This window comes from Pseudomonas sp. MPDS, assembly GCF_013283895.1.
In the GTDB taxonomy this organism is placed as follows: Bacteria; Pseudomonadota; Gammaproteobacteria; order Pseudomonadales; family Pseudomonadaceae; genus Aquipseudomonas; species Aquipseudomonas rhizophila.
Genome location: NZ_CP054128.1, coordinates 2,236,225 through 2,262,940 on the forward strand (window position 1 = coordinate 2,236,225; position 26,716 = coordinate 2,262,940).

Sequence of the window (26,716 nt, forward strand, 5' to 3'; positions counted from 1 at the left end):
TGCCGCCTCTGGCGGTGCAATACGCCGACTATGCCGTCTGGCAGCGGCAATGGATGGCCGCCGGCGAACGGGAGCGACAACTGGCCTACTGGACCGGGCAACTGGGCAGCGAGCAACCGCTGTTGGAGCTGCCCACGGACCATCCGCGCCCGGCGCAGCAAAGCCTGCGCGGCGCGCGTTTGCCGATTGTGCTGGATCGCTCGCTGAGCGACGCCCTCAAAGCCCTGGCCCGACGGGAAAACGTCACGCTGTTCGTGCTGTTGCTCGGTTCTTTCCAGGCGCTGCTACATCGCTACAGCGGTCAGGCCGACATCCGCGTCGGGGTGCCGATTGCCAACCGTCATCGCCTGGAAACCGAGCGGTTGATCGGTTTCTTCGTCAATACCCAGGTGCTGCGGGCCGAATTCCACCGTGATCTGACCGGTGCGGATTTGCTGCAACAACTCAAGCAGACAGCCATGGCGGCGCAGATGCATCAGGACCTGCCGTTCGAGCAATTGGTCGATGCCTTGCAACCGCAGCGCAACCTGAGCCACAGCCCGTTGTTCCAGGCCATGTTCAACCACCGCAACGAAACCGGTGCGGCACTGGCCAATGCCTTGCCAGGCCTGGCGGTCGAACCGCTTGGCTGGGAACAGCGCACCGCACAATTCGACCTGAGCCTGGATACCAGCGATAGCCCGCAAGGCCTGCACGCCGCCCTGACCTACGCCACGGATCTGTTTGAGCCGGCCACCATCGAGCGCATGGGCCGGCATTGGCTCAACCTGTTGCAAGGCCTGGTGCAGGACCTGCATCGGCCCGTTGCGCAGTGGGCGCTACTGGACGCTGACGAACGGCGGCGGATGCTGCTCGACTGGAACGCGACGACGGCGCAATACCCCCTCGATCGCAGTGTGCATGGGTTGATCGAAGAACAGGTGCGGCGAACCCCGGACGCCCCGGCGCTGGTTTTCGGCGAGCAACGCCTCACGTATGCCCAGCTCAACGCCCGGGCCAATCGCTTGGCTCACCGGCTGATCGAGCAGGGTGTCGGTCCAGATGTGCTGGTGGGCATTGCCGTGGAGCGTTCCGTGGAAATGGTGCTGGGGCTGTTGGCGATTCTCAAGGCCGGCGGTGCCTACGTGCCGCTGGACCCGGAATATCCACGGGAGCGCCTGGCCTATATGTTCGAAGACAGCGGCATCGGTTTGCTGCTGACCCAGAGCCACTTGCTCGAGCAGTTGCCGATCCCGCCGGGGCTGCGCAGCCTGGTGCTGGATCTGCCCGATGACGGGCTGCAAGCAGGCCGCGACACCAATCCGCACGTCAAACTCGACGGCGAAAACCTGGCGTATGTGATCTACACCTCGGGTTCCACCGGCAAGCCCAAGGGCGCGGGTAATCGTCATTCGGCGTTGGTCAACCGGCTGTGCTGGATGCAGGACGCGTATCGGCTGGAGGCGGACGACAGCGTGCTGCAAAAAACGCCGTTCAGTTTCGACGTGTCGGTCTGGGAGTTTTTCTGGCCGCTGCTGACCGGCTCGACGCTGGTGGTGGCCGCGCCGGGCGCTCATCGCGACCCGACACAACTGATCGAACTGATCACCGCGCAGCGCATCACCACGCTGCACTTCGTGCCGTCGATGTTGCAGGCTTTCCTGCAAGACCCACACGTGGCCGAATGCACCAGCCTGAAACGCATCGTGTGCAGCGGCGAAGCCTTGCCGGTGGATGCGCAGCAGCAGGTGTTCGCCAAACTGCCGAACGCCGGCCTGTACAATCTCTACGGTCCGACCGAGGCGGCCATCGACGTGACCCATTGGACCTGTGTCGAGGAGGGGCGCGACAGCGTGCCGATCGGTCAACCGATTGCCAACCTCGGCACCTGCATCCTCGATGATGAACTGTCACCGGTGCCAGTAGGGGTGATCGGCGAGCTGTACCTGGCGGGCGAGGGCCTGGCCCGTGGTTACCATCGACGTCCGGCGCTGACGGCCGAGCGGTTCGTGACCGGCCCCTTCGGCAATGGTCAGCGCCTGTATCGCACCGGCGACCTGGCGCGCTACCGCGCCGATGGCGTGATCGAATACGCCGGGCGGATGGATCATCAGGTGAAGATCCGTGGCTTGCGCATCGAGTTGGGTGAAATTGAAGCGCGCCTGGCCGAGCACGACGACGTGCGTGAAGCCGTTGTCATCGCTCAGGACGGGAGCTTGCTGGTGGCCTACGTGGTGCCGGCGCGCGCCGAGTTGCTGACCGCCGAAGACATCGTTCGCCAGACACTGCAAGGTCATCTCAAGGAGCATTTGAGCCAGGCCTTGCCCGACTACATGGTGCCGCAGCACTGGTTGTGGCTGGAAGAAATGCCCGTCAGCCCCAACGGCAAACTGGAGCGCAAGGCGCTGCCCAAGGCCGATATCACCGCCAACCCCAAGGCTTACATCGCACCGGTCACCGCCATCGAACAGGCGTTGGCCGGTATCTGGCAAAGCGTGCTCGGGCGCGGGCAAGTGGGGCTCAGCGACAACTTCTTCGAGCTGGGGGGCGATTCGATTGTCTCCATCCAGATGGTCAGCCGGGCCCGTCAGGCAGGCATCCATTTCAGCCCCAAGGATCTGTTCATACATCAGACCATCCAGGGTCTGGCCAGCGTGGCGACCCTGGGTGACAGCGGGCTGGCTATCGATCAGGGGCCGGTGACGGGAGAGACGCTGCTGCTGCCGTTCCAGCAATGGTTTTTCGACCAGCCCATGGCCGAGCCTCATCACTGGAACCAGTCGGTGCTGCTCAAGGGGTTGCGGCCTTTACACGCCGGGCATCTGGAGCAGGCGTTGCAGGCATTGGTTGCCCATCACGATGCCTTGCGCCTGGCCTTCAGGCGTGAGGACGACGCCTGGACCGCTCGCCATCAAACACTCGCTGAACAGCAGGCGAACTGGCGTCGCTCACCGCTGTTGTGGACGGCTGAGGTGGCAGATGCCCCGGCGCTGGAGCGCCTGGCCGAACAAGCCCAGCGCAGCCTGGACCTGGAAAGCGGCGCGTTGTTGCGCGGTGTCCTGGCGAACCTGGCCGATGGCAGCCAACGGCTGTTGCTGGTGATCCATCACATGGTGGTGGACGGGGTGTCCTGGCGCATTCTGCTGGAAGACCTGCAACAGGCTTATGAACAATTGCAGGCCGGCCAGACCCCGAAACTGCCGGCCAAGACCAGCGCCACCCAGGCCTGGGCACAACGCTTGAAAACCCATGCGGGCAGTGCAGCGTTCCAAACCCAGATGGCGTACTGGCAAGGGCAACTTGAGGGCGCTCGCGGCGATTTGCCCTGTGACCGGCCGCAGGGCGAACTGCGCAGGTGCCATGGGGCGCAGGTCCAGACGCGGCTGGATAAAAACCAGACCCGCCAACTCTTGCAGCAAGCGCCAGCGGCCTATCGCACCCAGGTCAACGATCTGCTCCTGACGGCCCTGGCCCAGGTGATCGGTCGCTGGACCGGGGAGGCCTCGACCTTGATTCAGTTGGAGGGCCATGGCCGCGAGGCTCTGTTCGATGACCTGGATTTGAGCCGCAGCGTCGGCTGGTTCACCAGCCTGTTTCCGGTCCGGTTGACACCGGCCACGACCACCGAGGATTCGATCAAGGCCATCAAGGAACAATTGCGCGCGATACCCGACAAGGGCCTCGGATTCGCCGTGCTGCGCTACCTGGGTGATGAGCCGACGCGGTGTGCCCTGCAGGCGTTGCCGGTGCCACGCATCACCTTCAACTATCTGGGCCAGTTCGACAGCGGATTTGCTGATGACGCCGCTGGGCTGTTTGTTCCGGCCGGCGAATCGGCGGGTGCGCCACAGAGCCCGCTGGCGCCGCTGGACAATTGGCTGACGCTCAATGGCAGCGTCTACGCGGGTGAGTTGAGCATCGACTGGACATTCAGCACGCAGATGTTCGATGAGTCGACGATCCAGGCGCTGGCCCTGGATTACGCTCAGGAGCTGCAGGCGTTGATCGAGCACTGCTGCCAGACCCGGCATCAGGGCTTCACACCGTCGGACTTCCCGCTGGCCGGGTTGACTCAGGCCCAGCTGGACACGTTGCCGCTGGCTGCGCGGCAGATCGAAGACATCTATCCGTTGTCGCCCATGCAGCAAGGCATGCTGTTCCATACGCTGTATGAGCAGCAGGCCGGCAATTACATCAATCAACTGCGTGTTGATGTCGCAGGCTTGGATGTCGAGCGCTTCCGCCAGGCCTGGCAGGCGGCCATGGACACCCATGAAGTGCTGCGCAGCAGTTTCGTCTGGGACGGTGATTTCAAGCGGGCGTTGCAGGTTGTACACAAGCAGATGGAGGTTGCATTCCTGTTCCACGATGGAGGCGCCGCAGCGAATCCATCCCAGGACCTGGACGCCCTGGCGTTGGCGCAGCGCGAGCAGGGTTTCGAGCTGGATGCGGCGCCGCTGTTGCGCTTGCTGGTGGTGCGCGTGGCGGAGGACCGCTATCACCTGATCTACACCAGCCATCACATCCTGATGGACGGCTGGAGCAACTCGCAGTTGCTCGGGGAAGTGTTGCAGCGCTACAGCAGCCAACCCGTCGTTGCATCTGGCAGCCGCTACCGGGACTACATCGCCTGGCTGCAACGCCAGGATGGCGCCGCCAGCGAAGCGTTCTGGAAGCCCGCGCTGCAACGTTTGGAGGCCCCGACGCGGCTGGCCGACGCCGTTGCATCACCGACCCAGACCGGCGCCGGTTATGGCGATCACGTGCAGGTCCTGGACGAGACGCTGACCCGCCGTCTGGAAGCTTTCGCCCGTGCCTCGAAAGTCACCGTCAACACGCTGGTGCAGGCCGCGTGGCTGCTGCTGTTGCAGCGTTACACCGGCAAAGACACCGTGGCCTTCGGCGCGACGGTGGCCGGGAGACCGGCGGACTTGCCCGGTATCGAGCAGCAGATCGGCCTGTTCATCAACACCCTGCCGGTGATCGCCAGCCCTCGGGCCGAGCAGTCCCTGGACAGTTGGCTGCAAGCGGTACAAGCACAGAACCTGGCGCTGCGCGAGTTCGAGCACACCGCGTTGCTGGACATCCAGCGCTGGGCCGGGCAGGGCGGTGAAGCGCTGTTCGACAGTTTGCTGGTGTTCGAGAACTACCCAATTGCCCAGGCCCTGGAGCAAGGCGCGCCGGATGGCCTGCGCTTTGGTCCGGCGGCCACCCAGGAGCAGACCAACTACCCGTTGACGCTGTTGGTGGGCCTGGATCGGCAGTTGTCGGTGCACATGAGCTACCAGCGGGCCAGTTTCGAACCCGCCACAGTGACGCGGCTGGCGACCCATCTGGCTCAGTTGCTGGGACAGATGACCGATGGCGGCGAGCGTTGCCTGAGTGAACTGTCGATGCTGGAGTTCGATGAGCATCAGCGCCTGACCCACGACTGGAATCCGCTGGACGCGCCGTTCGAGCAAAACCTGTGCATCCATCAGATGATTGCTCGCCAGGCCGAGGCTACACCGGATGCCCTGGCGGTGACCTTCGCCAATACCCGATTGAGCTACAGCGAAGTCGATGGCCGTGCCAATCGCCTGGCTCACCAGCTCATCGAAATGGGCGTAGGCCCGGAAGTGCGCGTGGGCGTGGCGATGCCGCGCTCCGAGCACCTGCTGATCGCCTTGCTGGCGGTGCTCAAGGCCGGTGGCGCCTACGTGCCGCTGGACCCGGATTACCCGGCCGAGCGCCTGGCCTACATGCTCGACGACAGCCGCGCGCGGGTATTGCTGACTGAACAATCGGTGGCGGCAACGCTGAGCGTACCGGCCGAAACCGCCGTGCTGATGCTGGATCAGCTCGACCTGGCGCACCACCCATTGAGCGCACCGCGCACAACCGTGACGCCCGACAACCTCGCCTACGTGATCTACACCTCCGGTTCCACCGGCCAACCCAAGGGCGTGGCGATTGCCCATCGCAACGTGCTGGCGCTGATCGACTGGTCCAGATCGGTCTACAGCCACGATGACATTCAGGGCGTGCTCGCTTCGACCTCGGTGTGCTTCGACTTGTCGGTGTGGGAGCTGTTCGTGACCCTGGCCAACGGCGGTTCGCTGATCATCGCCCGCAACGCCCTGGAACTGCCGCAACTGCCGACCCGCGATCAAGTACGGCTGATCAACAGCGTGCCCTCGGCCATCGCCGCGTTGCAGCGCAGCGGCGAGATTCCAGCCAGTGTGCGCATCATCAACCTGGCCGGGGAACCGCTGAAGCAAAGCCTGGTGGATGCGCTGTATCAGCACCCCATCGGTGGGAGCGAGCCAGTGGAAGCAAAACCAGTAGGAACAGAGCCTGTGGGAGCAAAGCTTGCTCGCGATAGCATCCTATCGGCTGGCCCATGTGTAACTGACCCACCGCCATCGCGAGCAAGCTTTGCTCCCACAGACTGTGCTTCCACAGGAGTGCTCCCACAAGGGATTGAGCACGTCTACGACCTTTACGGCCCCTCGGAAGACACCACCTATTCCACCTGGACCCGCCGCACTGCCGGCGGCACGGCGAACATCGGCCGACCCGTCAAGCACACCGCCAGCTACCTGCTCGACGCCGACCTGCAAGCGGTGCCCCAGGGCGTTTCAGCCGAGCTGTACCTGAGCGGCGCGGGTATCACCCGTGGCTACCTCGGCCGCGCCGCGATGACCGCCGAGAAGTACGTACCCAACCCGTTTTCCACAACCGGCGAACGGCTGTACCGCACGGGTGACTTGAGCCGTTATCGCGCCGATGGCGTGCTCGAGTATCAGGGCCGCATCGACCATCAGGTGAAGATCCGCGGCTTCCGCATCGAGTTGGGAGAAATCGAAGCACGGCTGCTGCAGCAACCCCAGGTGCATGATGTAGCGGTGCTGGCCCAGGACGCTCCGGGCGGTCAGCAACTGGTGGCCTACGTGGTTGCTTCGGCGTTGCAAGCGGACGAAAGCAGTGCGCGCGCCCAGCTCAAGGCAGGCCTCAAGGAGCATCTGCCCGACTACATGATCCCGACGCACCTGTTGTTCCTCGAACACCTGCCCCTGACGCCCAACGGCAAACTCGACCGCAAGGCCCTGCCAGCCGTGGATACCGGGTTATCGCAAAGTGGTTACGAGGCACCCGAGGGTGAGCTGGAGCAACAGATTGCCGGTGTCTGGCAAGAGGTGCTGGAGCTGGAACAGGTCGGTCGCAACGACCACTTCTTCGAGCGCGGTGGTCACTCATTGCTGGCGACCCAGGCCGTTTCACGCTTGCGTAAGCTGACCGGCTATCCGCTGAGCCTGCGTGACCTGTTCGATCATCCGCAGCTCAAGGCGCTGGCGGCGCTGATGGCCGGCACCGTCGATGGACCGGTCCGGGCGGGCGATTCCCGTGGGGTGCGGCTCCAGGCCCATGGGCCACGCCGTTCCGCGCCGCTGTCGTTGGTGCAGCGACGTTTGTGGGTCGCCGAACAATTGTCCGGCGGCACTTCGGCGTATGGCATGCCCATGGCGCTGCGCCTGTGCGGCGAGTTGTCGGTGGAGCGTCTGATGAGCAGCTTTGCCGACGTGGTACGCCGTCATGACGTATTGCGCACTGCGTATCGCCAAAACGAAGAAGGGGATCCGGTGGCGCTGATTGCCGATGAGGTCCGACTGGACTTCCCGGTGATCGACCTGTCTGGTCTGTCGCCCAGTGCCCGGCAGGAACAGGTGGCCCAGGCGACGCTGGAAAATGCCCGCACCCCGATCGATCTGGAGCAGGCACCGCTGCTGCGCGGGCGGATCCTGCACCTGGGGCCGACCGAACATGTGTTGCTGTACGCCATGCATCACATCATCTCCGATGGCTGGTCGATGGGGTTGTTGATCAACGAACTGGTGCAGGTCTACGAGGCATCCCTCAAGGGTGAACCGATGCCGCTGGCGCCCCTGGAGATTCAGTACCATGACTTCGCCTTGTGGCAGCAGGCGCTGGAAGAGCAGGGCGTACTGGCGCGTCAGGCTGACTACTGGAAACACCGGCTCAGTGGCTACGAGGGGCGCCTGAACCTGCCGCTGGCCCGCCCTCGGGGCCAGACCGCCTCCTATGACGGCGATGCGCTGCAGTTCCAGCTTCCCACCGGGCTGACCGGTGCCTTGCGCCGGTTGTCCAGCGAAGCCGGGGTCACGCTGTACAGCACGCTGCTGGCGTCCTTCCAGGTGTTATTGCATCGGCTCTGCGCTGCGCAAGATCTGGTGGTTGGCGCCGACGTGGCGGGTCGTGAACAGCCGGAGCTGGAGCGGCTGATCGGTTTCTTCGTCAACGTGCTGCCCCTGCGTTCGCGTCTGGACGCCGATGCCACGTTCGCAAGCTTTTTGGCGCAAACCCAGGACAACCTGCTTAGCGCCCTGGAGCATCAGGACTTGCCGTTCGACCAGATTGTCGAGGCCTCGGGCGTGCCACGACACAAGGGCATGAATCCCTTGCTCCAGGTGTTGTTCGTGATGAACAACGTGCCGGTGCGCACCCGCTCCATAAAGGGGTTGAGCGTGGAATTGCTGCCGGCGTTGGAGACCCATTCTAAATTCGACATGGCGTTGTTCGTTGACGAAGAAGAAGGGCAATTGCGCGGCACTTGGCAATTCGCCACAACCCTGTTCGGACATGAGCACATTCAGCACCTGATTCAGGCCTGGACCGCCCTGTTGGAACAGATCGTCGCTGATCAGGACATTCAATTGGGAGCTATCAGCATGCCAGTCGACAACTTGGCGGCCGCCGCCAAGCCTGCCACCGTCCCGGGGCCCAAGGCCGATAAGCTGGGCAAGTTTCTCAAACGCTCGGTGACACCGCTCGCCAAGCCTCGACCGGCGCGGGTGCGTGAATCACTGGTGGCAGCACCGCAGCGATTCCCGTTGATGCTGGAACCGGGTGAACCCCAGCTGGATGTCATCGAGTGGATTCATCAGAACCGGCCGCTGATCGAGCAAAAGCTGGCCGAACATGCGGGCATTCTGTTTCGCGGTTTTGAACTGGACGGCATCCAGGGCTTTGAAGCGTTCGCCGAAGCGATCCAGCCCGGCCTTTATGGTCAGTACGGCGATTTGCCGAAGAAGGAAGGGGGCAAGAACACCTACCGTTCCACGCCGTACCCGGAGCGCAAGATGATTCTGTTCCACAACGAAAGCTCCCATCAGGACCGCTGGCCGCGCAAGCAGATGTTCTATTGCGAGCAAGCCGCGCCTGTGGGCGGTGCGACTCCAGTGGTGGATTGCCGGTTGATGTACGAAAAACTGCCGTCGGACCTTCGTGAGAAGTTCGAAGACAAAGGGCTGCTGTATGTGCGCACCTTCACCGACAAACTCGACGTGTCGTGGCAGCACTTTTTCAAGACCGAGGACCGCCGCGAAGTTGAGGCCCGGTGTCGGGCGGGCGGTATCCAGTGGCGCTGGCTCGACAACGACGAGTTGCAGACCCGCACACCGGGGCCGGCGATCATCACGCACCCGATCACCGGGGAGAAGTCGTTCTTCAATCAGGTGCAATTGCATCACATCTATTGGTTGGAGCCGGATGTGCGGGAGGACCTGCTGTCGATGTTCGGTCTGGAGCGCATGCCTCGGCATGTGTATTACGGCGATGGCTCACCCATCGAGGATGAGGTGATGGCGCGCATCGGTGATTTGTATGAAGCCTGTGCGGTGCGTTTCGACTGGCGCAAGGGCGATGTGATCCTGCTGGACAACATGCTGGTGGCCCACGCCCGCGACCCGTTCGAGGGCCCCCGCAAGATCGTGGTTGCCATGGGCGATATGTATGAGCGCAGCGCGCTGGAGGGCCAGGTCGATGCCGGGGCCGCCATCCAGGGCATCCGCAACCTGGAGGAAACCGGAGCATGAACGAGGTATTGATGGACCAGCAGGACCCCGGCTTTGCCTTGACCCCCGAGCAACAAGCGATGCTCGAACAACTGTCGAGCACGGCGACCTGTGGCGAAGCATTGCGTTGGCTGAATGTGGTCATCGACGGCGATCTCGATCCGCAGCGATTGCAGATCGCGTTCGATACGCTCCTGGCACAGCAGCCAATGCTGCTGGCGCGGCTGGACAAAGTGGCCGGTTTCCACGGCTTGCGTCAGGTCGCCAGCGGCGCCGCTCGTTTCCCGCTGACGATACAGGCAGGCGAGCAACGGACCGAGGATGTCCAGGCGCAGATCAAGGATTCGCTGGGCTGTGCTTTTGTGGTGGGCGAATCGCCAAACGTCCAGGCCGTGCTTTATCGTCTGGCGCCGCAGCAATGGCAACTGGTGCTGGGTATCGCTCGCTACAGTGCCGATGCGCAATCGCTGAATCTGCTGCTGGAGCAAGTCCAGCAAGCGTACGCCGCAGTTCAGGCGTCGGAAGACGAAGCACCGGGCGAGTTTGCCCAGTACCTGGAATGGCGCAGTGAGGTGGTGCTTGATGAAGATGCCGCCACCGGACGAACCTATTGGCAGCATTACCTGCAAGGCGTGCAGACGGACATCGCCACACCGTGGTTGGCTGCGCGCAGCGCCGGCAGTGAGACGGGGGCCGCTGATACCTGTGTGTCGCTGACCCTGGAGCCGGCCCAGCGCGATGGGTTGCAACGGTTGGCCGAGCAGCTCGATCAACCGCTTGCCACGCTGCTGCAAGGCGCATGGTGGGTGTTGCTGGGACGTTTGAGCGGCCTTGAGCAGGCGCTGGTGGGCGTGCGTCATGACAGCCGTGGCGACTATGAATACTTCGCCAATGCTGTGGGCGTGTTCGAGAAAACCCTGCCGCTTAGCGTTTCATTGCCCGCGACGGTGTCGTTCAGCGAGTGGCTGGACGAGCTGGCGGCGCGTCTGGAAGCCCATCGCACCTGGCAGGAATACTGGGCGCCGGAACTGTCGCCTGAGGCGGCGCGCCCGGCCTACGGCTTTACGCTGGGGCAGGCTAACCGGGCCGGCAACAGTGGCGGCCTTAACTGGGCTGTTGCAGAGTCCGTGCGGGTGCCGGCAGATCCATTCGAGTTGCTGTTGCAGGTGCAATTGAACGCTGCCCAGCAGCTTGCCGCGGTCAATCTGCATTACGCCAGCTCGCGTTACTCGCCGGCCTCGGCCAGCGCCGTGTTGGAACAGTACGGCGTGCTGTTGGCGTCGATCCTTGCCGCTCCACACACCGCATTGGCGCGGCTCGATCTGTTGAGTCGCACCGCAGAGCAGCGCTTGCTGGCAATCAACCCCGCCATGCACGCGTTAGCTGATGGCCGTTATCTGCCGCAGCGCATCGCCGATCTGGCGTCGCATACACCGAACGCCATTGCCCTGACCGGCGCCCGTCAGCAAATGAGCTACGGCCAGTTGCAAGCCCGGGTCGACAGCATGGCGCAGGGCCTCAAGCAGCAAGGCGTGGGCGCCGGTTCGATGGTCGCGCTGGCGTTGCCGCGCTCGGTGGATCTGGTGATTGCAATGCTGGCGAGCTGGCGCCTTGGTGCGGCGTATCTGCCCCTTGATGTGCAGTGGCCCCAGGCGCGTCAGGCGTTGATGCTGGAACAGGCCGGCGCGGCGTTGTTGTTGACCGATGCGGCGCATCTGCCGGCCTGGCAGGATCAGCCGTATAAGGCGCTGACCGCGGCTGAGCTGAGCCATCCGGCTACGCCACTGCCGGCGCTCGCCACCCAGGGCAACGACATCGCCTATGTGTTGTTTACCTCTGGCTCCACCGGTGTGCCCAAAGGCGTGGTGATCGAGCATCGGCAACTGCTCAACTACACCGCCCAGGCCAGTCAGGCGCTGGGGCTTGCCCAGTGCAAGAACGTCGGTTTCAGTTCCAGCGTGGCGGCGGACCTGGGTAATACGGCGTTGTTTGGCGCGTTGTTCAACGGCGCGACCCTGCATGTGGCCAGCGATGAGCAGATGCAGGACGGCGTGTTGTTTGCCCAGTACCTGCAACAGCAGCAGATCGACTGCCTGAAAATCGTGCCCTCGCACCTCGCGGCGCTGCTCGACGGTGAACGGGCGCTGCTGCCGGGCACCCTGGTGCTTGGCGGTGAGCCGATTGCGCCGACCTTGGTCGAGCGCATCGCCCGGTTGCGCAGCGATTGCCGGGTGTTCAACCACTACGGGCCGACCGAAGCCACGGTGGGGGTGATGATTCATCCGCTGTCACTGAACGGCGCGGCCGGCGACTGTTCGGCGCTGACCCAGGTGCTGGGCAACAACCAGGTTTACGTGCTGGACGCCGATCTGCGTTTGGCGCCGGTGGGCGTGCTGGGTGAGGTGTACCTGGGCGGAGCGCAGTTGTGCCGGGGCTATCTTAATGCCGAGGCCGATGCGCAGGCGTTCATCCAGAGTCCCTTTGATCCGGCGCAGCGGTTATATCGCACCGGTGACCTGGCGCGTTATCGGCCGGACGGGGCGATCCAGCTATATGGTCGGCGCGATCAGCAGGTCAAGGTGCGTGGGTTCCGTATTGAACTGGCGGAGATCGAGGCCGTGCTGGTGCGCATGCCGCAGGTGGCCGAAGCATTGGTGTTGCCGGCAGCGTCGGCCGAGCAGGGGCTGTTGGCTTTTGTCGTGGCGCAGCAGGGACCGTTGACGGGCTTGCTCGACGCCGCGCGCGCTGAGCTGAGCGCCCGCTTGCCCAGCGTGATGGTGCCGCAGCACGTGCATCTGATCGAACGATTCCCGCGACTGGCCAACGGCAAGATCGATCGCCACGCACTGCAGCAGTTGGCGGTGGCTACAGCGGACGATGAAGACGCCGCGCCACGCGATGCGCTGGAGCAATTGCTCGCCGCGCGCATGGCGCAGTTGCTTGGACTTGAGCGATTGGGCATCGATCGCGACTTCTTCGCCGCCGGAGGTCATTCGTTGCTGGTGATCAAACTGGTGGCCGGTATTCGCAAGTTGTTGCAGTGCGAAATTCATCCGGGACTGGTCTTCGATCATCCGACCGTGGCGTCGTTGGCCCTGGCCTTGCGGGCGCTGGAGAGCAGTCCGGGGCAATTGGAAAAAATGGCCCAGGTGCGCCTGCGCATGGAGGCGATGAGTCCCGAGGAAAAGGCCCTCCTGACCGAACAGGCTCGGCAGCTGCAAGCCGCCAAGGCGGCCCAAGGCAGCTGACATGGCATGAACAAAAAGGCCTTTTTTAAGTTCTCGTTCCCCCGCTCTGCGTGGGAATGCATTCCGTGACGCTCTGCGTCACCTTCCAGGGGCGGAACGCGAAGCGTCCCTGGCGGCATTCCCACGCGGGAGCGTGGGAACGATCGAAAGGCAGCTGACACTCGCATGAAACAAAAGGCCGGCGCCCCTCTGCGCCGGCTTTTTTTTAACTTTTTTCGCGAATGATAAATAAACTCATTCCGGTTTTTGGCAGGTGCTGCGTCTTACTTAGGTATGTGGACAAATCGGGTCGGGCAGGACGCTCAGGCACCGGATGTGTTCAGCAAAAATTTCGCCGTCGTCCAGCCGGATGACCGTGCCCGGGGAGGGGCCGGTCGGCCCCGCACTGACACATTGCCCTTGGGGCAATCGACCGTGCGGGTTCTCTCGTGCTGGCGAGCGGCGGGCCTTTCGGCCCCATGGACTTTTACTTCTACCAATAATAGAGAGCACGATGTCATCCATTCATGAGTTGAAACCTCTGTTCAAGGCACTCGTCATGTCCCGCGGCCTGCGTTCGCGTCGGGTGTTGACCGGTCTGGGGCTGGTCTGCCTGCTGCCACTCAGCGCTCAGGTGATGGCTGAAGACGTCAGCGTCGACATCCCTGCGCAATCGCTGCCCCAGGCACTGCAAGCGTTCGGTCAGCAGACCAACCAGCAAGTGATCTACAACGCCGGCGATATGGCCGGGCTGAAAAGCAACCGCGTCAGCGGCAAGATGAGCCCGCAGGCGGCCCTCACCGAATTGCTCAAGGGCACGGGGGTGCGGTACAGCGTTGAGGGCAATACCCTGATGCTGCTGCGCGGTTCTGCCACTGGGTCCCTTGAGCTGGGCGCGACCACCGTCAAGGCACAGGAGCTGGTGGCGACGACCGAAGGCAGCAAGTCATACACCAGTAACGCCGTGACCATCGGCAAGGGCACCCATACCCTCAAGGAAATTCCTCAGTCGATCACCGTGATGACGCGTAAGCAGATGGATGACCAGAACCTGGTCAACCTCAAGGACGCCGTCAACCAGACCACCGGCATCGTCGGCTTGCAGGGCGTTGGCCAAGGCATGATCCTGTCGTCACGCGGCTTCCAGATCGACGATTGGCAATACGATGGTGTGCCGATCCTGCGTAACAATTATTCGCTGGGCAACTGGGCGACCCAGGACCTGATCTTCTTCGACCGCCTGGAAATCATGCGCGGCGCCTCCGGCCTGCTGCAAGGCACCGGCAGCCCCGGTGGTGCCGTCAATCTGGTGCGCAAGCGTGGCCAGAACGCACCGACCGTGACCCTGACCGGCAAGGCCGGCTCCTGGGATCACTACGGCCTGCAACTGGACGCTGGCGGCCCGCTGAACCAGGCCGGCAACATCCGCGGTCGCATCGTCGTCGACGAAGACCAGAGCAATTCATTCGTCGACCATGCGTGGAGCAAGACTCACTCGCTGTACGGCGCGCTGGACGTCGACCTGAGCGAAGACACCACCCTGGGTTTCGCGGTCAGCCAATCCAACGGCGAATCGCGGGGCAACATCCGCGGCCTGCCACGCTACGCCGATGGCAGGATGCCGGACGTGTCGCGCTCGACCTACACGGGGGCGCGCTGGAACCGCTCCGAAATCGACGTCACCACCCTCTACGCCGATCTGGAGCACCGCTTCAATGAGGACTGGGCGTTCAAGGTCGGCGCGGTGCACATGAGCGAAGACAACCAGGCGAAAAACCAGCGCGTCCAAAGGGGAGGTGGTCTCCTGCCTGATGGCAGCGGCGTGCAATATGCCGACTTCCTGACCGATTTCCAGTCCACGAAGGCCGGTCTCGACATGAACCTGACCGGCAAGTTCGAAGCCTTGTCGATGGAGCAGGAAGTCATGCTGGGCGGCAACTACTCCCAGCTGGAAACCGATGACCGCTACGCCCGTACATTCAACAACACCAGCGACTCCATCTTCGACATCGACAATGACCGTCCGGACATCAGCTACGACAGTTTGATCGCCGCGGGTGGCCAGGGCACCCTCAGCAAATACGATATCCGCCAGAAGGGCGTGTACGGCACCTGGCGCGTCAAGCCGGTGGACGATCTGACGCTGGTGCTGGGTTCCCGGGTCAGCTGGTATGACTACAGCTACAAGTCGAAAACCGAAAACTCAGCCGGTATCACAGGCAACGCGCCAAGCACCGGAACTGAAACCGGAGTGGTCACGCCCTACGCGGGCATCATCTATGACCTGAGCCGTGAATGGGCCGTGTATGCCAGTTATACCGACGTGTTCCAGCCGCAGACCAATCGCGATGCCAACGGTTCGGTGCTCAAGCCGATAGTCGGCACCAACTACGAAGTCGGCCTCAAGGGCGAGTTGATGGACGGTCGGGTCAATACCTCCCTGGCAATCTTCCGCTACGACCATGAGAACCGTGCCATCAACGACGGTGGTTCGGGGTGTGGCGGCTCGGGTTGCTCGGTAGCCTCGGGCAAAGTGCGCAGCCAGGGTATCGACGCCGAAATCAGTGGTGAAGTGATAGACAACCTGCAGCTGTTCGCGGGTTACACCTACAACACCACCAAGTACCTGGAGGACCCGGACAATGAAGGGAGTATTTTCAGCACCTGGACGCCGAAACACATGCTGCGCGTGTGGGGCAACTACCAGTTCACCGGCGACTGGAGCCGTGTCAGCACCGGCTTGGGCTTCACCAGCCAAAGCCACACGATGGTTTACGACTACGATCGTGAAGTCCCGGGTTACACCGTATGGAACGCCCGCGTCGGCTACCAACTGACGTCGGAAATCGCCTTGGCGGTCAACGCCAACAACCTGTTCGACAAGACGTACATTACGTCCGCCTACAACCAGCTCAATGGCAACAACAACTTCGGTGATCCACGCAACCTGATGTTCAGCGTGACGTACAAACCGCAGTTCTGATCCTCGCGGGAATGAATAGACCTGCCTTGTGGGTGGTGCTGTTCACTTAAGGAAACGGCGCTTTTCGAGACGGGAAAGCGCCGTTTTTTTTGCCAAGGTGCCCACTGCGCAATGCCTGCGTTCGGCCAGCGTGGTTAACGGGGCGCCGAGATCAACGTCCGACGCGAGGCGGCCTTATAGCCGACCTGTTCTTACGGGGGAACTCAATCCAATTGTGGGAGCGAGCTTGCTCGCGAAAGCGGCGGGTCAGCTTGCGAGGATGTTGGATGTGCCGACGTCATCGCGAGCAGGCTCGCTCCCACATGAGTTTGCTGGTGTCCTCAGCATCTGCAAACGACACAAAAACCTGTGGGAGCGAGCTTGCTCGCGAAAGCGGCGGGTCAGTTTGCGTTGATGTTGGATGTGCCGACGTCATCGCGAGCAAGCTCGCTCCCACATGAGTTTGCTGGTGCTCTCAGCATCTGCAAACGACACAAAAATCTGTGGGAGCGAGCTTGCTCGCGAAAGCGGCGGGTCAGTTTGCGTTGATGTTGGATGTGCCGACGTCATCGCGAGCAGGCTCGCTCCCACATGAGTTTGCTGGTGTCCTCAGCATCTGCAAACGACACAAAAACCTGTGGGAGCGAGCCTGCTCGCGATAGCGGTGGTTCCGGCGCACCGAGCCTAAGTGAGGTGCCGAGTGGTGGGGCAGAAGCGCTTTGGCTACTTTCGCCTGGGCCGGCTTGCGGATTTTCGAAAGTGACCCGCCGTAACGGCGGAACCCTAAGTGGCGGTTACCGCAGCAACGGATATACACACCGACCCCAAGCGCTATTCCCCTTCTATCGTACTGGCCCAAAAAGCCTCGACCAACGAATCAAGCAACCCATCATCAAAAATCATACTGCGGTGACGCAACGGCGAATGCATCGAGCATTGCAACTCCCCGGTCAGGCTGTAGCTCTTGATCAAGGCTTCGCAGAATGCCAATTCTTCCGGGTTTTTTTCTACCTGTGTCCACCAGCAGCTAGGCCGAACCCGTACCGGTTTGAAGGTGAACCCGTCGAAGGCTTCCAGCAAACGATCATGCACCGAGAACGCCTGGGCGTTCATGACTTCATCCTTGACGCTCTGCACGATCGCCAGCAAGTCGCCTCGTCCCGGCTCGATCTGGCTGGCGGCCCACTCATGGAAGGCCTTGACCGTGCTTTCGGGTTGCTCACGCCGATAAGTCGCCGTGCGTTCCGTGAGGGTCGGAAACAGCAGGTCGAAGTACTCGATGGCCTCCAGCAGATCCTGAGAGGCCGGGTCGGCTTGTTCAGCGCCTGGTAAATGCCGATGACGCGACAACGTTGCCGGATATAGAGGCTCGGGAACCGTGCTATCCACCAAACCGAGAAAACTCACGGTGTGGCCCAGGCTTTCCAGCGTCGCGGCGATGTCCAGCGCAATGGCGCCGCCCAACGACCAGCCCATCAGGTAATAGGGACCTTGCGGCTGGGCCTTGACGATTTCCTGGCTGTAATCGGCGATCATCTCGCCCCAGGCTTCAGGCCCAGCATGCGGTTCACTGAAGCCGCGGTGCATGACGCCAACGGTGCGCGCCCGCTGTTGGAGTTTGCGCGCCAGTGGCTGGTAACAGAACACGATGCCGCCGCTGGGGTGCAGGCAAAATAGCTGCGGTGCGCTGGCCGGTGCGTTGTTCAGTTCGACCAGGCATTGGGTCTGTTCCCGATGTTTTTGCGAGATGAACAAGGCCAGCTCGGCGACGCTCGGGTTGGCCAGCAACTCTTGCAGCCGCACGCTGATATTCAGGCGTGCCTTGAGGTTGGCAATCAGTTCGATCGCCAGGATCGAATGCCCGCCCAGTTCAAAGAAGCTGTCGTTGACACCGACGCGCGCAACCTTGAGGGACTGTTGCCAGAGCTGTGCCAGGGCTTCTTCCAACTGAGTGCGAGGCGCCAGGTAAAGGGAATGCCAAAGACCGGCGTCGGGTTCCGGCAAGGCCTTGCGGTCGAGCTTGCCATTGGCATTGAGCGGGAAATGATCGATGAACAGCAGGTGGCTGGGCACCATGTAGTCCGGCAACTGCGCTTTGAGTGCGCTCAACAAGCCTTCGCGTAACTCGGCCGTGGCCGGTTGTGCGGCAATCACGTAGGCGACCAGCTGCAGGCCGCCCGGGCCTTCATGGGTCAACACGACACCGTCTTGCACCGCCGGCAGCGTTTGCAGGCGCGCCTGGATTTCCCCCAGCTCGATGCGGAACCCGCGAATCTTGACCTGATGATCCAGGCGTCCGATGTACTCGATGCTGCCGTCGGTGCGGTAGCGGGCCAGATCCCCGGTGCGATAGAGGCGCCCACCCGGCAGCGGGTCGAACGGGTCGGGGATGAAGCGGGTAGCGGTCAGGTCGGCACGTCGGTGATAGCCGCGGGCCAGGCCGGCCCGGCCAACGTATAGCTCACCGATGCAACCCTTGGGCACCGGGTTCAGATGAGCGTCGAGCAGATACCAGGACAGGTCGACGATGGGTTCGCCGATGGGGCTAGCGGCCTCGCTGTGCAAGTCACTCATCGACAACGGCCGCCAGGTGACATGCACAGTCGTTTCCGTGATGCCATACATATTGATCAGTTGCGGCGTCTGGTCGCCGAAACGTTCGAACCAGGGGCGAAGACTCTGTACATCGATCGCTTCGCCGCCAAAAATCACCTGTCGCAACCGGTGGGCAAGAGGTTGCCCAGGTTCGCAGGCGACCTGCAGCAACGCTTTGAACGCCGAGGGCGTCTGGTTGAGCACCGTGACGTTTTCCTGGCAAACCAGGGCGTAGAAATCCTGCGGTGAACGGCTCACGGCGTGGGGCACGATGACCAATCGGCCGCCGTGCAGCAGGGCGCCGAAGATCTCCCACACGGAAAAGTCGAAGGCATAGGAATGGAACAGGCACCAGACATCCTGATGATCGAAGCTGAACCAGTGGTCCGTGGCCTGGAACAATCGGCTGACGTTGTGGTGCGCCAGCAGTGCGCCTTTGGGTTGGCCGGTCGAGCCTGAGGTGTAAATCACGTAGGCCAGGTTATCCGGGTCCATCGGCACATTCGGATTGTGCTCGGGATAGGGGCTATTGGTATCGACCGAATCCAGCAGCAGACAGTTGATGTCGGCGGGCAACGCCAGGGATTCACGCAGATGAGCCTGGGTCAGAATCTGCGTCACGCCGCTGTCCGCGATCATGTAAGCCAGGCGGTCGGCCGGGTAGGCCGGGTCCAGCGGCACGTAGGCGCCACCGGCCTTGAGGATCGCCAGCAGGCCGATGATCATCTGTGGCGTACGCTCGACGGCGATGCCGACCAGCACATCGGGCCCGACGCCTTGCTCGATCAGCCGATGGGCCAGTTGGTTGGCCTGTCGGTTGAGTTCGGCATAGCTCATGTGCTGCCCTTCAAAGGTCAGGGCGATGGCGTCGCCTGTGCTGGCGGCGTGGGTTTCGATCAACCGGTGCAGACATTGTTCGCTGCGCAGTTGGGTCGGCTGACGGTTCCAGTCGCCCAGGGTTTTTCGGTGTTCATCGGCGCTCAACAGTTGCAGTTCGCCAAGCGCGCATCCAGTCGTCTCGACCAGGCCCCGCAGCAGGTTCTGCCAGTGGCCGGCCATGCGCTCGATGGTCTCTGCGCGGTACAGATCACGGCTGTATTCGAACGTTGCCAGCAGCTGTTGCTGGGAATAATCGACATCCAGCGACAGGTCGAACTTGGCCTGGTTGTCACCGGTATTGAGAAACTCCAGCGTCAGTTGACCCAGGTTTGGCGCCGACGGTGAAGACGACCCGGTGCGCCAGTTGAACAAGACCTGGAACAGCGCACTGGCGCCCTGTGCGCCGGGACGTTGCAACTGATCCAGGATCAGTTCCAGCGGGTAGTCGGCATGTTCCAGCGCGGCGAGCGACTGCGCGCGCAGGTCCCGGAGGAAATCCAGCGCGCTGCGGGTCGAGTCGATCCGCGCCCGATACACCTGGCTGCTGACGAAAAATCCCACCAGCTCCTGGCTCTCGTGGCTGTTGCGGTTGGCGTTCGGGACGCCGACGGTGAAGTCGTTCTGGTTGCTGTACCGAGCCAATAACAATTGCCAGGCCGCCAGCGCCACGACAAAAGGCGTAAGCCCCTCCCGCTGACAGAACGTATCCAAGGCCTGGACCATTGCCGGGTCAAGTGACACCTGCACGCGTCCGGCCATGTGTTGCTGATTGGCGGTGCGCGCAAACTCCTGAGGCAGTTCCAACGCCGGCAGCTCATGGCCCAGGTAGTCGCTCCAATAGGCGCCACTGCGGTGGCAGGCCGGGCTCTGCACATAGTCGCCACGTTGCCAGCTCGCGTAGTCGGCGTATTGCAGGGGCAACGACGGCAGTGTTGACGGATCGCCCAGCAAGGCCTGGGCATAGGCCATGGTCATGTCCTGCATGAGGATCGTGTTGGACCAGGCATCGGAAACGATGTGATGCATGTTGAGCAACAACACATGCTCGTCACTGCCCAGCCTGAGCAACGTTGCCCGCATCAGCGGCGCCTGGGTCAGATCGAACGGTTGTCGGGCGTGCTGTTCGATGCGCTGTGAAAGTGCCAGCTCCCGTGTTGGCTGATCGAGCGCGGCGAGGTTCTCCCGGTGCACGATCAGGCTGGCGTTACGCTCGATCACCTGGGTGGCGGCGCCGTCGATTTCAGTGAAGGCGGTGCGCAGGATGTCGTGCCGGTCGATGACGCGATTGAGTGCCCGTTCCAGGGCGTCGGCATTCAGTTCGCCGGTCAGGCGCAGGGCGCGCGGCAGGTTGTAGGCCGAACGGCTCGGGTCGCGCTGTTGCTCCAGCCACAAGCGCTGCTGGGCGAAGGACAAGGGCGCGCGGTCCGGCCGGCTGCGGCTGGAGCGGGCTTGCACGGCGTCAGCGTCCTCCTCCAGCAGCAGGGTCAGCAGGTCATCATCTAGCAATGGGTTCATGGTGTTCTCGCGGTTCAGGCAAAGGCGGCGGGGGCTTTTTCACTGATGACCTGACCGGCCTGCATCCGGACCAGTTGATCGGCGATGTCGAAATAGCGGTCGTCGTGGGAAATGACGATGATGGTTTTGCCCAACGCCTTCAGCTCCGGCAGCAGTTCGGTATAGAAAACCCGTCGGAACACCGGGTCCTGGTCGGCGGCCCATTCGTCGAACACCAACACTGGGCGCTCCTCAAGCCAGGCGTTGAGCAACGCCAGGCGTTTGCGCTGGCCGGTGGAAAGATCGGTGGTGCTGAAGGCGCCGTCCTGAATGCGAACCTTATGAGCGATTTCCAGGCGCTCCAGGTAGCGGTTGGCGTCGTCAGGCACCTGCTGGTCACCCTGAACCAGGTCATCGAACAGGTAATAGTCGGCAAAAATCGTGGTGAACAACTGGCGATAATCGTCCCGTTGCGCGGCCCCTACCGGCGCACCGTCCAGGAGGATTTCGCCGCCCTGGGGGAAATAGAGGCCCAGCAGCAATTTGATCAGCGTGGTCTTGCCGCCACCGTTTTCACCGACGATGAACACAATGTCGCCCTGGGCGATGGACAGGTTGATCGGTCCCAGGGCGAAGGGTTGGCTGCCTTCGACCGCCGGGAAGGCGTAGTGCACATCACGCAGCTCAAGCTGCTGGAGCGCTGGTCTGGAAAGGCTCTTGTCGTCCAGCAGCAGGTGCGGCTCCGGTGAGGAAAACTGCTCGTCCAGCTCGGCAATGCGCTTGAAGGCAATGTTTGCCCGGCTGATGACCGGCAAGGTCATCACCAGGTATTCCAGCGGGCCCTTCATGTACAGCAGCACCAGCACGAAACCGCTAAGCACGGCCTTGTCGGTGCCCAGCCACAGCGATTGCAGGGCCAGCACCAGGCCAATGACCACAAAAAACAGCATCGAGCCGAAGGTCTTGGCCACCACGAAGGTGTTGACCGCGCGAATATTGGTGTCGCAAATATTATCGGCGGTGGCTTCGATGCGCTGGCTGAACATGCGCTGGCGGCGTGGGCGATGAATGCGCAGTTCCTTGGCGCCGGCGGCGATCGCGCTGTAGTGTTTTTGCAGCGCGTCTTCGGCCTCGCGGGCGGCTTCGAACCCCCTGATGCCACGGGCTCGGGCCAGGTATTGCACGACCGTGCCGATCACCAGCGCCACCAGCAGCAGCAAGAACATCGGCAGTGACAGGTAGGCCAGATAACCCAGGCAACCGAGGGTCACGGTGAAGGCGATGGCCAGCGGTGCGAACGAAAACGCGAAATTGCTGACGGTGTTGACGTCGTGGGTCAGTACCGGGATGAGCCGGTGGCTGCGATAACGTTCGATCTGTTCGATGGGCGCCAGCAGCACCTTCTTGCCCAGGGACTTACGCAACCCGGCGATGATGTTCTGACCGACGTGGTTGCTACCGATGTCCGAAAGAATCGAGGTCAGTAGCGCCACCGCGCAGAGCACCACGAACGTTACCAGCGTCTGGGCTGTGGGTTTGGCCGCGGCGTTCAGGGCGTCGTTGATGGTCGCCAGCAGGGCGGTGATGCTCAGGCCGCCAAGCATGCCCAAGAGGATGGAGCCTACGACAATCAGCCGGAAGGGTTTGAGCAGGATGAACAGTTCATTGATCACCCCGCGTGTTGGTTGGCTCATGGAGGTTTCCCTGCTTGATGAAAAGGGCGAAGGCCATCGCGGGTGGTCGCCGGGAGGGCTTTAGGGCGCAGGCACGCTGGATTGGGTTGTGCCCATCTTTAGAACGATTGGAGGGCAGGGGAATTTATCCTGTGGGAGCAAGGCTTGCCCGCGATGAAGGCGACGCGCTTTTCTGTGAAATCGAGGTGTCTGCATCGCGAGCAAGCTTTGCTCCCACAGGGGCCGAGCTGTGCTCGGCCTACATATCCCGCGCCACCCGAAAACCAATCCAGTCACCCCGATTGCCCGGCACCAGCGCGTTGCGGTTGCCGGAGCGGGAGAACACCGGTGCCTCGCCCCAGTCGTTGCCGCGGATACGCTTGAACTCGCATTTGCCGGTCAACCAGGCGCTGCCATCGCTCGGGGCGCCGACGTAGTTTTCGTTATAGCAATCGGCCGTCCACTCGTAGACGTTGCCGTGCATGTCGTACACGCCGAAGGCGTTGGGCGCGAAGCTGCCGGCCGGGGCGGTGAAGTTGTAGCCGTCGGCCGCGCCATAGGTGTTGGCGTGTTGGGCGATGCTGTATTCCTTGCCCTCGTCGAACGGGAAGGGGAATGGGCCGGTGCTGCCGCCGCGCGCCGCATACTCGCGCAGGGACTCGCTGACCAGGCGGTATGGCTTGCCGGTTTTTTTCGACAACCAGGCCACGTAAGCGTTGGCCTCTTCGAAATTCATGCACACCGCCGGGTGCCGGTCGGTGTATTGCTTGCGCGGGTCACTGCCCTGATAGTCCGGGATGCCGGCCTTGCACGCGCGGCCGGGACGTTTATCGCCGTCGGGCATCGAGTAGCCGGTGTCGCGCAGGTAGGCGAACCATTCGCCCTTCAAGACCTGGAAGCGGCTGATCGCCAGCGGTTTGGCGAAGGTCACCGGGTGCATCGGGCCTTCGTCGGGCTCGCGGCCCACTTCATCTTCCGGGGTGCCCATCTGAAAGGTGCCGGTGGGCAGCACGACCATTTCCGGGCAGTCCTTGCAGTCGCGAAAGACCTGGCCCGGTTGCGAGGCCTGGGCGCCGGAGGGCAGCAGGGCGGCGAGGGCCAGTGCCGGGAATAGCTTCAACGAAAAACTGTTCATCCATCTCTCTCGATAAAGTCAGGTTCAGAGTGTCTTGCCCAGCAAGCCCATGAAGCGATCGATCTCGGCTTCGGTGTTGAGCAGGCCCGGCGCGGTTCGAATGACAGGCCCGGCGTCGCGATGCACGGCGTCGGCGATCACCCGGTTCTGCATCAGGTAGGCGGCGATCTCGTCGCTCTTGCGGCCCTTGACCCGGAAGAAGGTGAAACCGGCCGACACGTCCGGGCTCATGGGCGTGACCAGCTCGATTTGCGGCAACGCCAGCAGCTGTTTTTTCAAGTAGGTGTTGAGCGCGTGAATGCGCGCCTGCACGTCGGCCTTACCCAGTTGCAAGTGCAGCTTGAACGCCTCGTCCGCCGCCCAGCGATGCTCGAAGGCGTGGTAGCCGCCGGGCGTCATGGTGGTGGAAAACGCCGTGGCTTCGGAGAAGGTCGGGATGATCGGCGTGACGTACTTGAGCTCTTCGCTGCGGCTGCACACCAGACCGGTGCCGCGGGGGCCGAACATCCATTTGTGGGTGCCGGCGATGAAGAAGTCGCAATTCATCGCTGGGAAGCTCAGGTCTTCAACACCGAAGCCGTGCACGCCGTCCACCACGTAAATGATGCGTTGCGTATCGCTGCGGCCCTGGTTGTGCTTGTCCACCAGCGCGCCGATCTTGTCGATCGGCAGCTTCACGCCGCTGCCCGAATGCACCCAGGTCATGCCCAGTACGCGGGTTTCGGGACGGATGTTGCGGTCGATGGCGCTCAGGATGTCATCGTGGCTGGCGTTGTGGGCGTTCTCGAACAGTTTGATCTTGCGCACCCGGGTGCCGTCGCGTTGGTTGCGTAAATCAAGGATGGTATGGGTGGCGTAATGTTCGTGGGCGGTGCTGAGGATTTCCTGGTCGGCTGCCACATGGACGCCGCCGTAGATGATCGACAAACCTTCGGTGGTGCTGCCGGTGAGGGCGATCTGCTTCGGGGTCGCTTGCAGGTAGCGGCCGGCCCAGGTGCGGACGTTTTCCTCGCGCTCCTCGGTGACGCCCAGGTCCCAGTCCATCAACAGTCCAGGGTTTTTATCCAGCGCGGCGCGATGCCGGTCGATGGCCTCACGTACCGGGCGCGGGTGGGTGGTGACCAGGAAATTGGAGAAGTGCAGGTAGTCCGGGTCCTGGTTGAACAGCGAGCGCAACTGCGCCCATTTGTCCCGGGGCAATGGCGGCAGGGGATCGGCAATGGCCGGGGCGGGAAGACTGGCGGCCAGCGGCAGGCCGGCGGCAAGGATCCCGGCGTGCTTGAGAAAGGTCCGGCGCTCATTCATGGCTGGACGGCCCCCCGGGTCGAGGCCACGGCAGGCCGCGCGGCTTGCTGGACCTGATCCCAGACCCGCAGAAAGTTGCCGCCCCACAGTTTGGCGATGTCCGCTTCGGAGTAGCCGCGGGTCAGCAGTTCGGCGGTGACGTTGCGGATCTCGCCCACGTCTTCCCAGCCTTTGACTCCGCCGCCCTCGTTGAAGTCCGAACTGATGCCGACATGGTCGATACCGATCTTGCGTACGGTGTAATCGATGGCGTCGCCCAGGTCCTTGAGGCTGGCCTTGGGTTCCTCCTCCAGAATGCCGTAGAGCTGGCCGGCGTATTCACCGAATTTCTGTTCCGGCCACGCGGCGATGATCGGATCGCCCGGCATCAGCGCCATGGCCAGGTTGGGCAGCGGTGGCAGGTCGAATCGCTTGCGCAGGTCGTTGAGTTTGTCCTGGGTTTTTTGCGTCAGCGGGCGCAGGTATTGGGAGAAACCGACGACCTGTACCACGCCACCGCTGGCCTTGATCAGCTGCATTTCTTTGTCGCTGAGATTGCGCGGGATATCCACCATGGCCCGGGGTGCGGAATGGGAGGCCACCAAGGGTGTGCGGCTCAGTTGCGCAACTTGCTCCAGGGCCTGGGTTGACATCTGCGAGACGTCGATGATCACGCCCAGGTCGTTCAGGCGCGTCACCGCTTGCTTGCCAATGTCCGATAGGCCGCCGAGGGCGTCAGGTGAGTCGTTGAAGAACGGCAGAGGGCGCGAGGAGTCGGCCCAGTCGTTGTTGCCGATGTAGCTGAAGCCGAACATGCGCATGCCCCGCGCCGTCCACAGATCCAGCAGGCTCAGGTCATGGCCCAGAGGATAGGCGTTGAGCATGCTGATGAAAATCGCGAACTTGCCTTCGCCGTGCAGGCGCCGGAAGTCATCCGGGGTGTAGGCGATGGCGACCTGGTTGGGAAAGTCGCGGACCATGCCGGTGATGATCTTGAAGCGCACTTCCTGCTGATTGCGCGCTTCCTCGACGAAGCCGGCGGTGGGCTTGTGCGGCGCGTTGGGGCCGTTCCACAACTCCGGCCAGCCGAAGATCGTCAGGGCCGCGCCGGACAGGTGCCCGCGGTTGGCTTTGACCAGATCGAACTGGCCTTTACCGTCTTTGTCCGCCTCGTGACCGGCGGTGCCGAAATTCAGTGGCACGGAGATGTGGCTGTCGAAGGACAGCAGGCGCTCGTGCAGTTCCCTGGCCTCTTTCATCACCTTGACCGGGTAGCCAGGGTTGTCCCGCCACCAGTGGTCCCAGGCCGTGAGGCCGCCACCGACCGCCAGTGCAAGGGCCAGGGGCACGCCGATGAAGAGAGCTTTTTTCGAACGTGGTGTTGTCATTGCCGATCTCAGTCAGGTTCGCTGCGGGGGGGCTTTGCTATCTGGGGAGAACGAGTGATCGGCGGGGAAATTTAGGTGCGGCCAATGGCCCTATCGCGAGCAGGCTCGCTCCCACATGGAACGCGCTCACCTGTGGGAGCGAGCCTGCTCGCGATAGCGGTCTGACGGTCGACCGATCTCTCGCGGATGTACCAGATCCATTGTGGGAGCGAGCCTGCTCGCGATGAGGCCCTCACAGCCCCTATA

At 62.6% G+C, this 26,716-nt stretch carries 8 protein-coding genes (1 of these 8 cut by a window edge); 3 read left to right on the forward strand and 5 right to left on the reverse strand.

Annotated elements, in window-relative coordinates; all coding sequences use genetic code 11:
- The 3 genes from HQ912_RS09900 to HQ912_RS09910 all read left to right on the forward strand — a co-directional run.
- Positions 1-9,854, forward strand: partial view of a non-ribosomal peptide synthase/polyketide synthase gene (locus HQ912_RS09900; protein ID WP_173406729.1) — the 3' portion only. The gene continues 3,802 nt to the left of window position 1, outside the view; 9,854 of the gene's 13,656 nt are visible here — the last part of the coding sequence; the start codon falls outside the window, past its left edge; it ends in the stop codon at positions 9,852-9,854.
- The gene (locus HQ912_RS09905; protein ID WP_173406730.1) at positions 9,851-13,081 is read left to right on the forward strand and encodes an amino acid adenylation domain-containing protein; all 3,231 of its coding nucleotides are present in this window, start codon (positions 9,851-9,853) and stop codon (positions 13,079-13,081) included. The genes HQ912_RS09900 and HQ912_RS09905 overlap by 4 nt, the downstream gene beginning before the upstream one ends.
- A 493-nt stretch (positions 13,082-13,574) precedes the next feature.
- A complete protein-coding gene (locus HQ912_RS09910) occupies positions 13,575-16,043 on the forward strand; it encodes a TonB-dependent siderophore receptor (protein WP_076383888.1) in 2,469 nt (822 codons plus the stop codon).
- A gap of 810 nt (positions 16,044-16,853) precedes the next feature.
- On the opposite strand, the gene HQ912_RS09915 is transcribed toward HQ912_RS09910, so the two are convergent.
- The 5 genes from HQ912_RS09915 to pvdM all read right to left on the reverse strand — a co-directional run bounded on the left by HQ912_RS09915 (position 16,854) and on the right by pvdM (position 26,470).
- Positions 16,854-21,011: a non-ribosomal peptide synthetase gene (locus HQ912_RS09915; RefSeq protein WP_173406731.1), complete on the reverse strand. Its 4,158-nt coding sequence runs from the start codon at positions 21,009-21,011 to the stop codon at positions 16,854-16,856.
- 14 nt (positions 21,012-21,025) lie between these two features.
- The gene (locus HQ912_RS09920) at positions 21,026-22,684 is read right to left on the reverse strand and encodes a cyclic peptide export ABC transporter (RefSeq protein ID WP_173406732.1); all 1,659 of its coding nucleotides are present in this window, start codon (positions 22,682-22,684) and stop codon (positions 21,026-21,028) included.
- Between the two features lie 238 nt (positions 22,685-22,922).
- Entirely contained in the window at positions 22,923-23,798 is an 876-nt protein-coding gene (locus tag HQ912_RS09925) for a formylglycine-generating enzyme family protein (protein ID WP_173406733.1), read from the reverse strand.
- A 24-nt stretch (positions 23,799-23,822) separates the two neighbouring features.
- Positions 23,823-25,103 (reverse strand): aminotransferase class V-fold PLP-dependent enzyme, encoded by a 1,281-nt coding sequence (locus HQ912_RS09930; RefSeq protein WP_047229292.1) that lies wholly within the window; start codon positions 25,101-25,103, stop codon positions 23,823-23,825.
- The gene (gene pvdM, locus HQ912_RS09935) at positions 25,100-26,470 is read right to left on the reverse strand and encodes a pyoverdine-tailoring dipeptidase-like protein PvdM (RefSeq protein ID WP_173406734.1); all 1,371 of its coding nucleotides are present in this window, start codon (positions 26,468-26,470) and stop codon (positions 25,100-25,102) included. The genes HQ912_RS09930 and pvdM overlap by 4 nt, the downstream gene beginning before the upstream one ends.
- Positions 26,471-26,716: the final 246 nt, after the last annotated feature.

Excerpts from the sequence above, each read along its gene's own strand:
- HQ912_RS09905 (WP_173406730.1), top strand. The coding sequence starts at position 9,851 with ATGAACGAGGTATTGATGGACCAGCAGGACCCCGGCTTTGCCTTGACC.
- HQ912_RS09910 (WP_076383888.1), top strand. The coding sequence starts at position 13,575 with ATGTCATCCATTCATGAGTTGAAACCTCTGTTCAAGGCACTCGTCATG.
- HQ912_RS09915 (WP_173406731.1), bottom strand. The coding sequence starts at position 21,011 with ATGAACCCATTGCTAGATGATGACCTGCTGACCCTGCTGCTGGAGGAG.
- HQ912_RS09920 (WP_173406732.1), bottom strand. The coding sequence starts at position 22,684 with ATGAGCCAACCAACACGCGGGGTGATCAATGAACTGTTCATCCTGCTC.
- HQ912_RS09925 (WP_173406733.1), bottom strand. The coding sequence starts at position 23,798 with ATGAACAGTTTTTCGTTGAAGCTATTCCCGGCACTGGCCCTCGCCGCC.
- HQ912_RS09930 (WP_047229292.1), bottom strand. The coding sequence starts at position 25,103 with ATGAATGAGCGCCGGACCTTTCTCAAGCACGCCGGGATCCTTGCCGCC.
- pvdM (WP_173406734.1), bottom strand. The coding sequence starts at position 26,470 with ATGACAACACCACGTTCGAAAAAAGCTCTCTTCATCGGCGTGCCCCTG.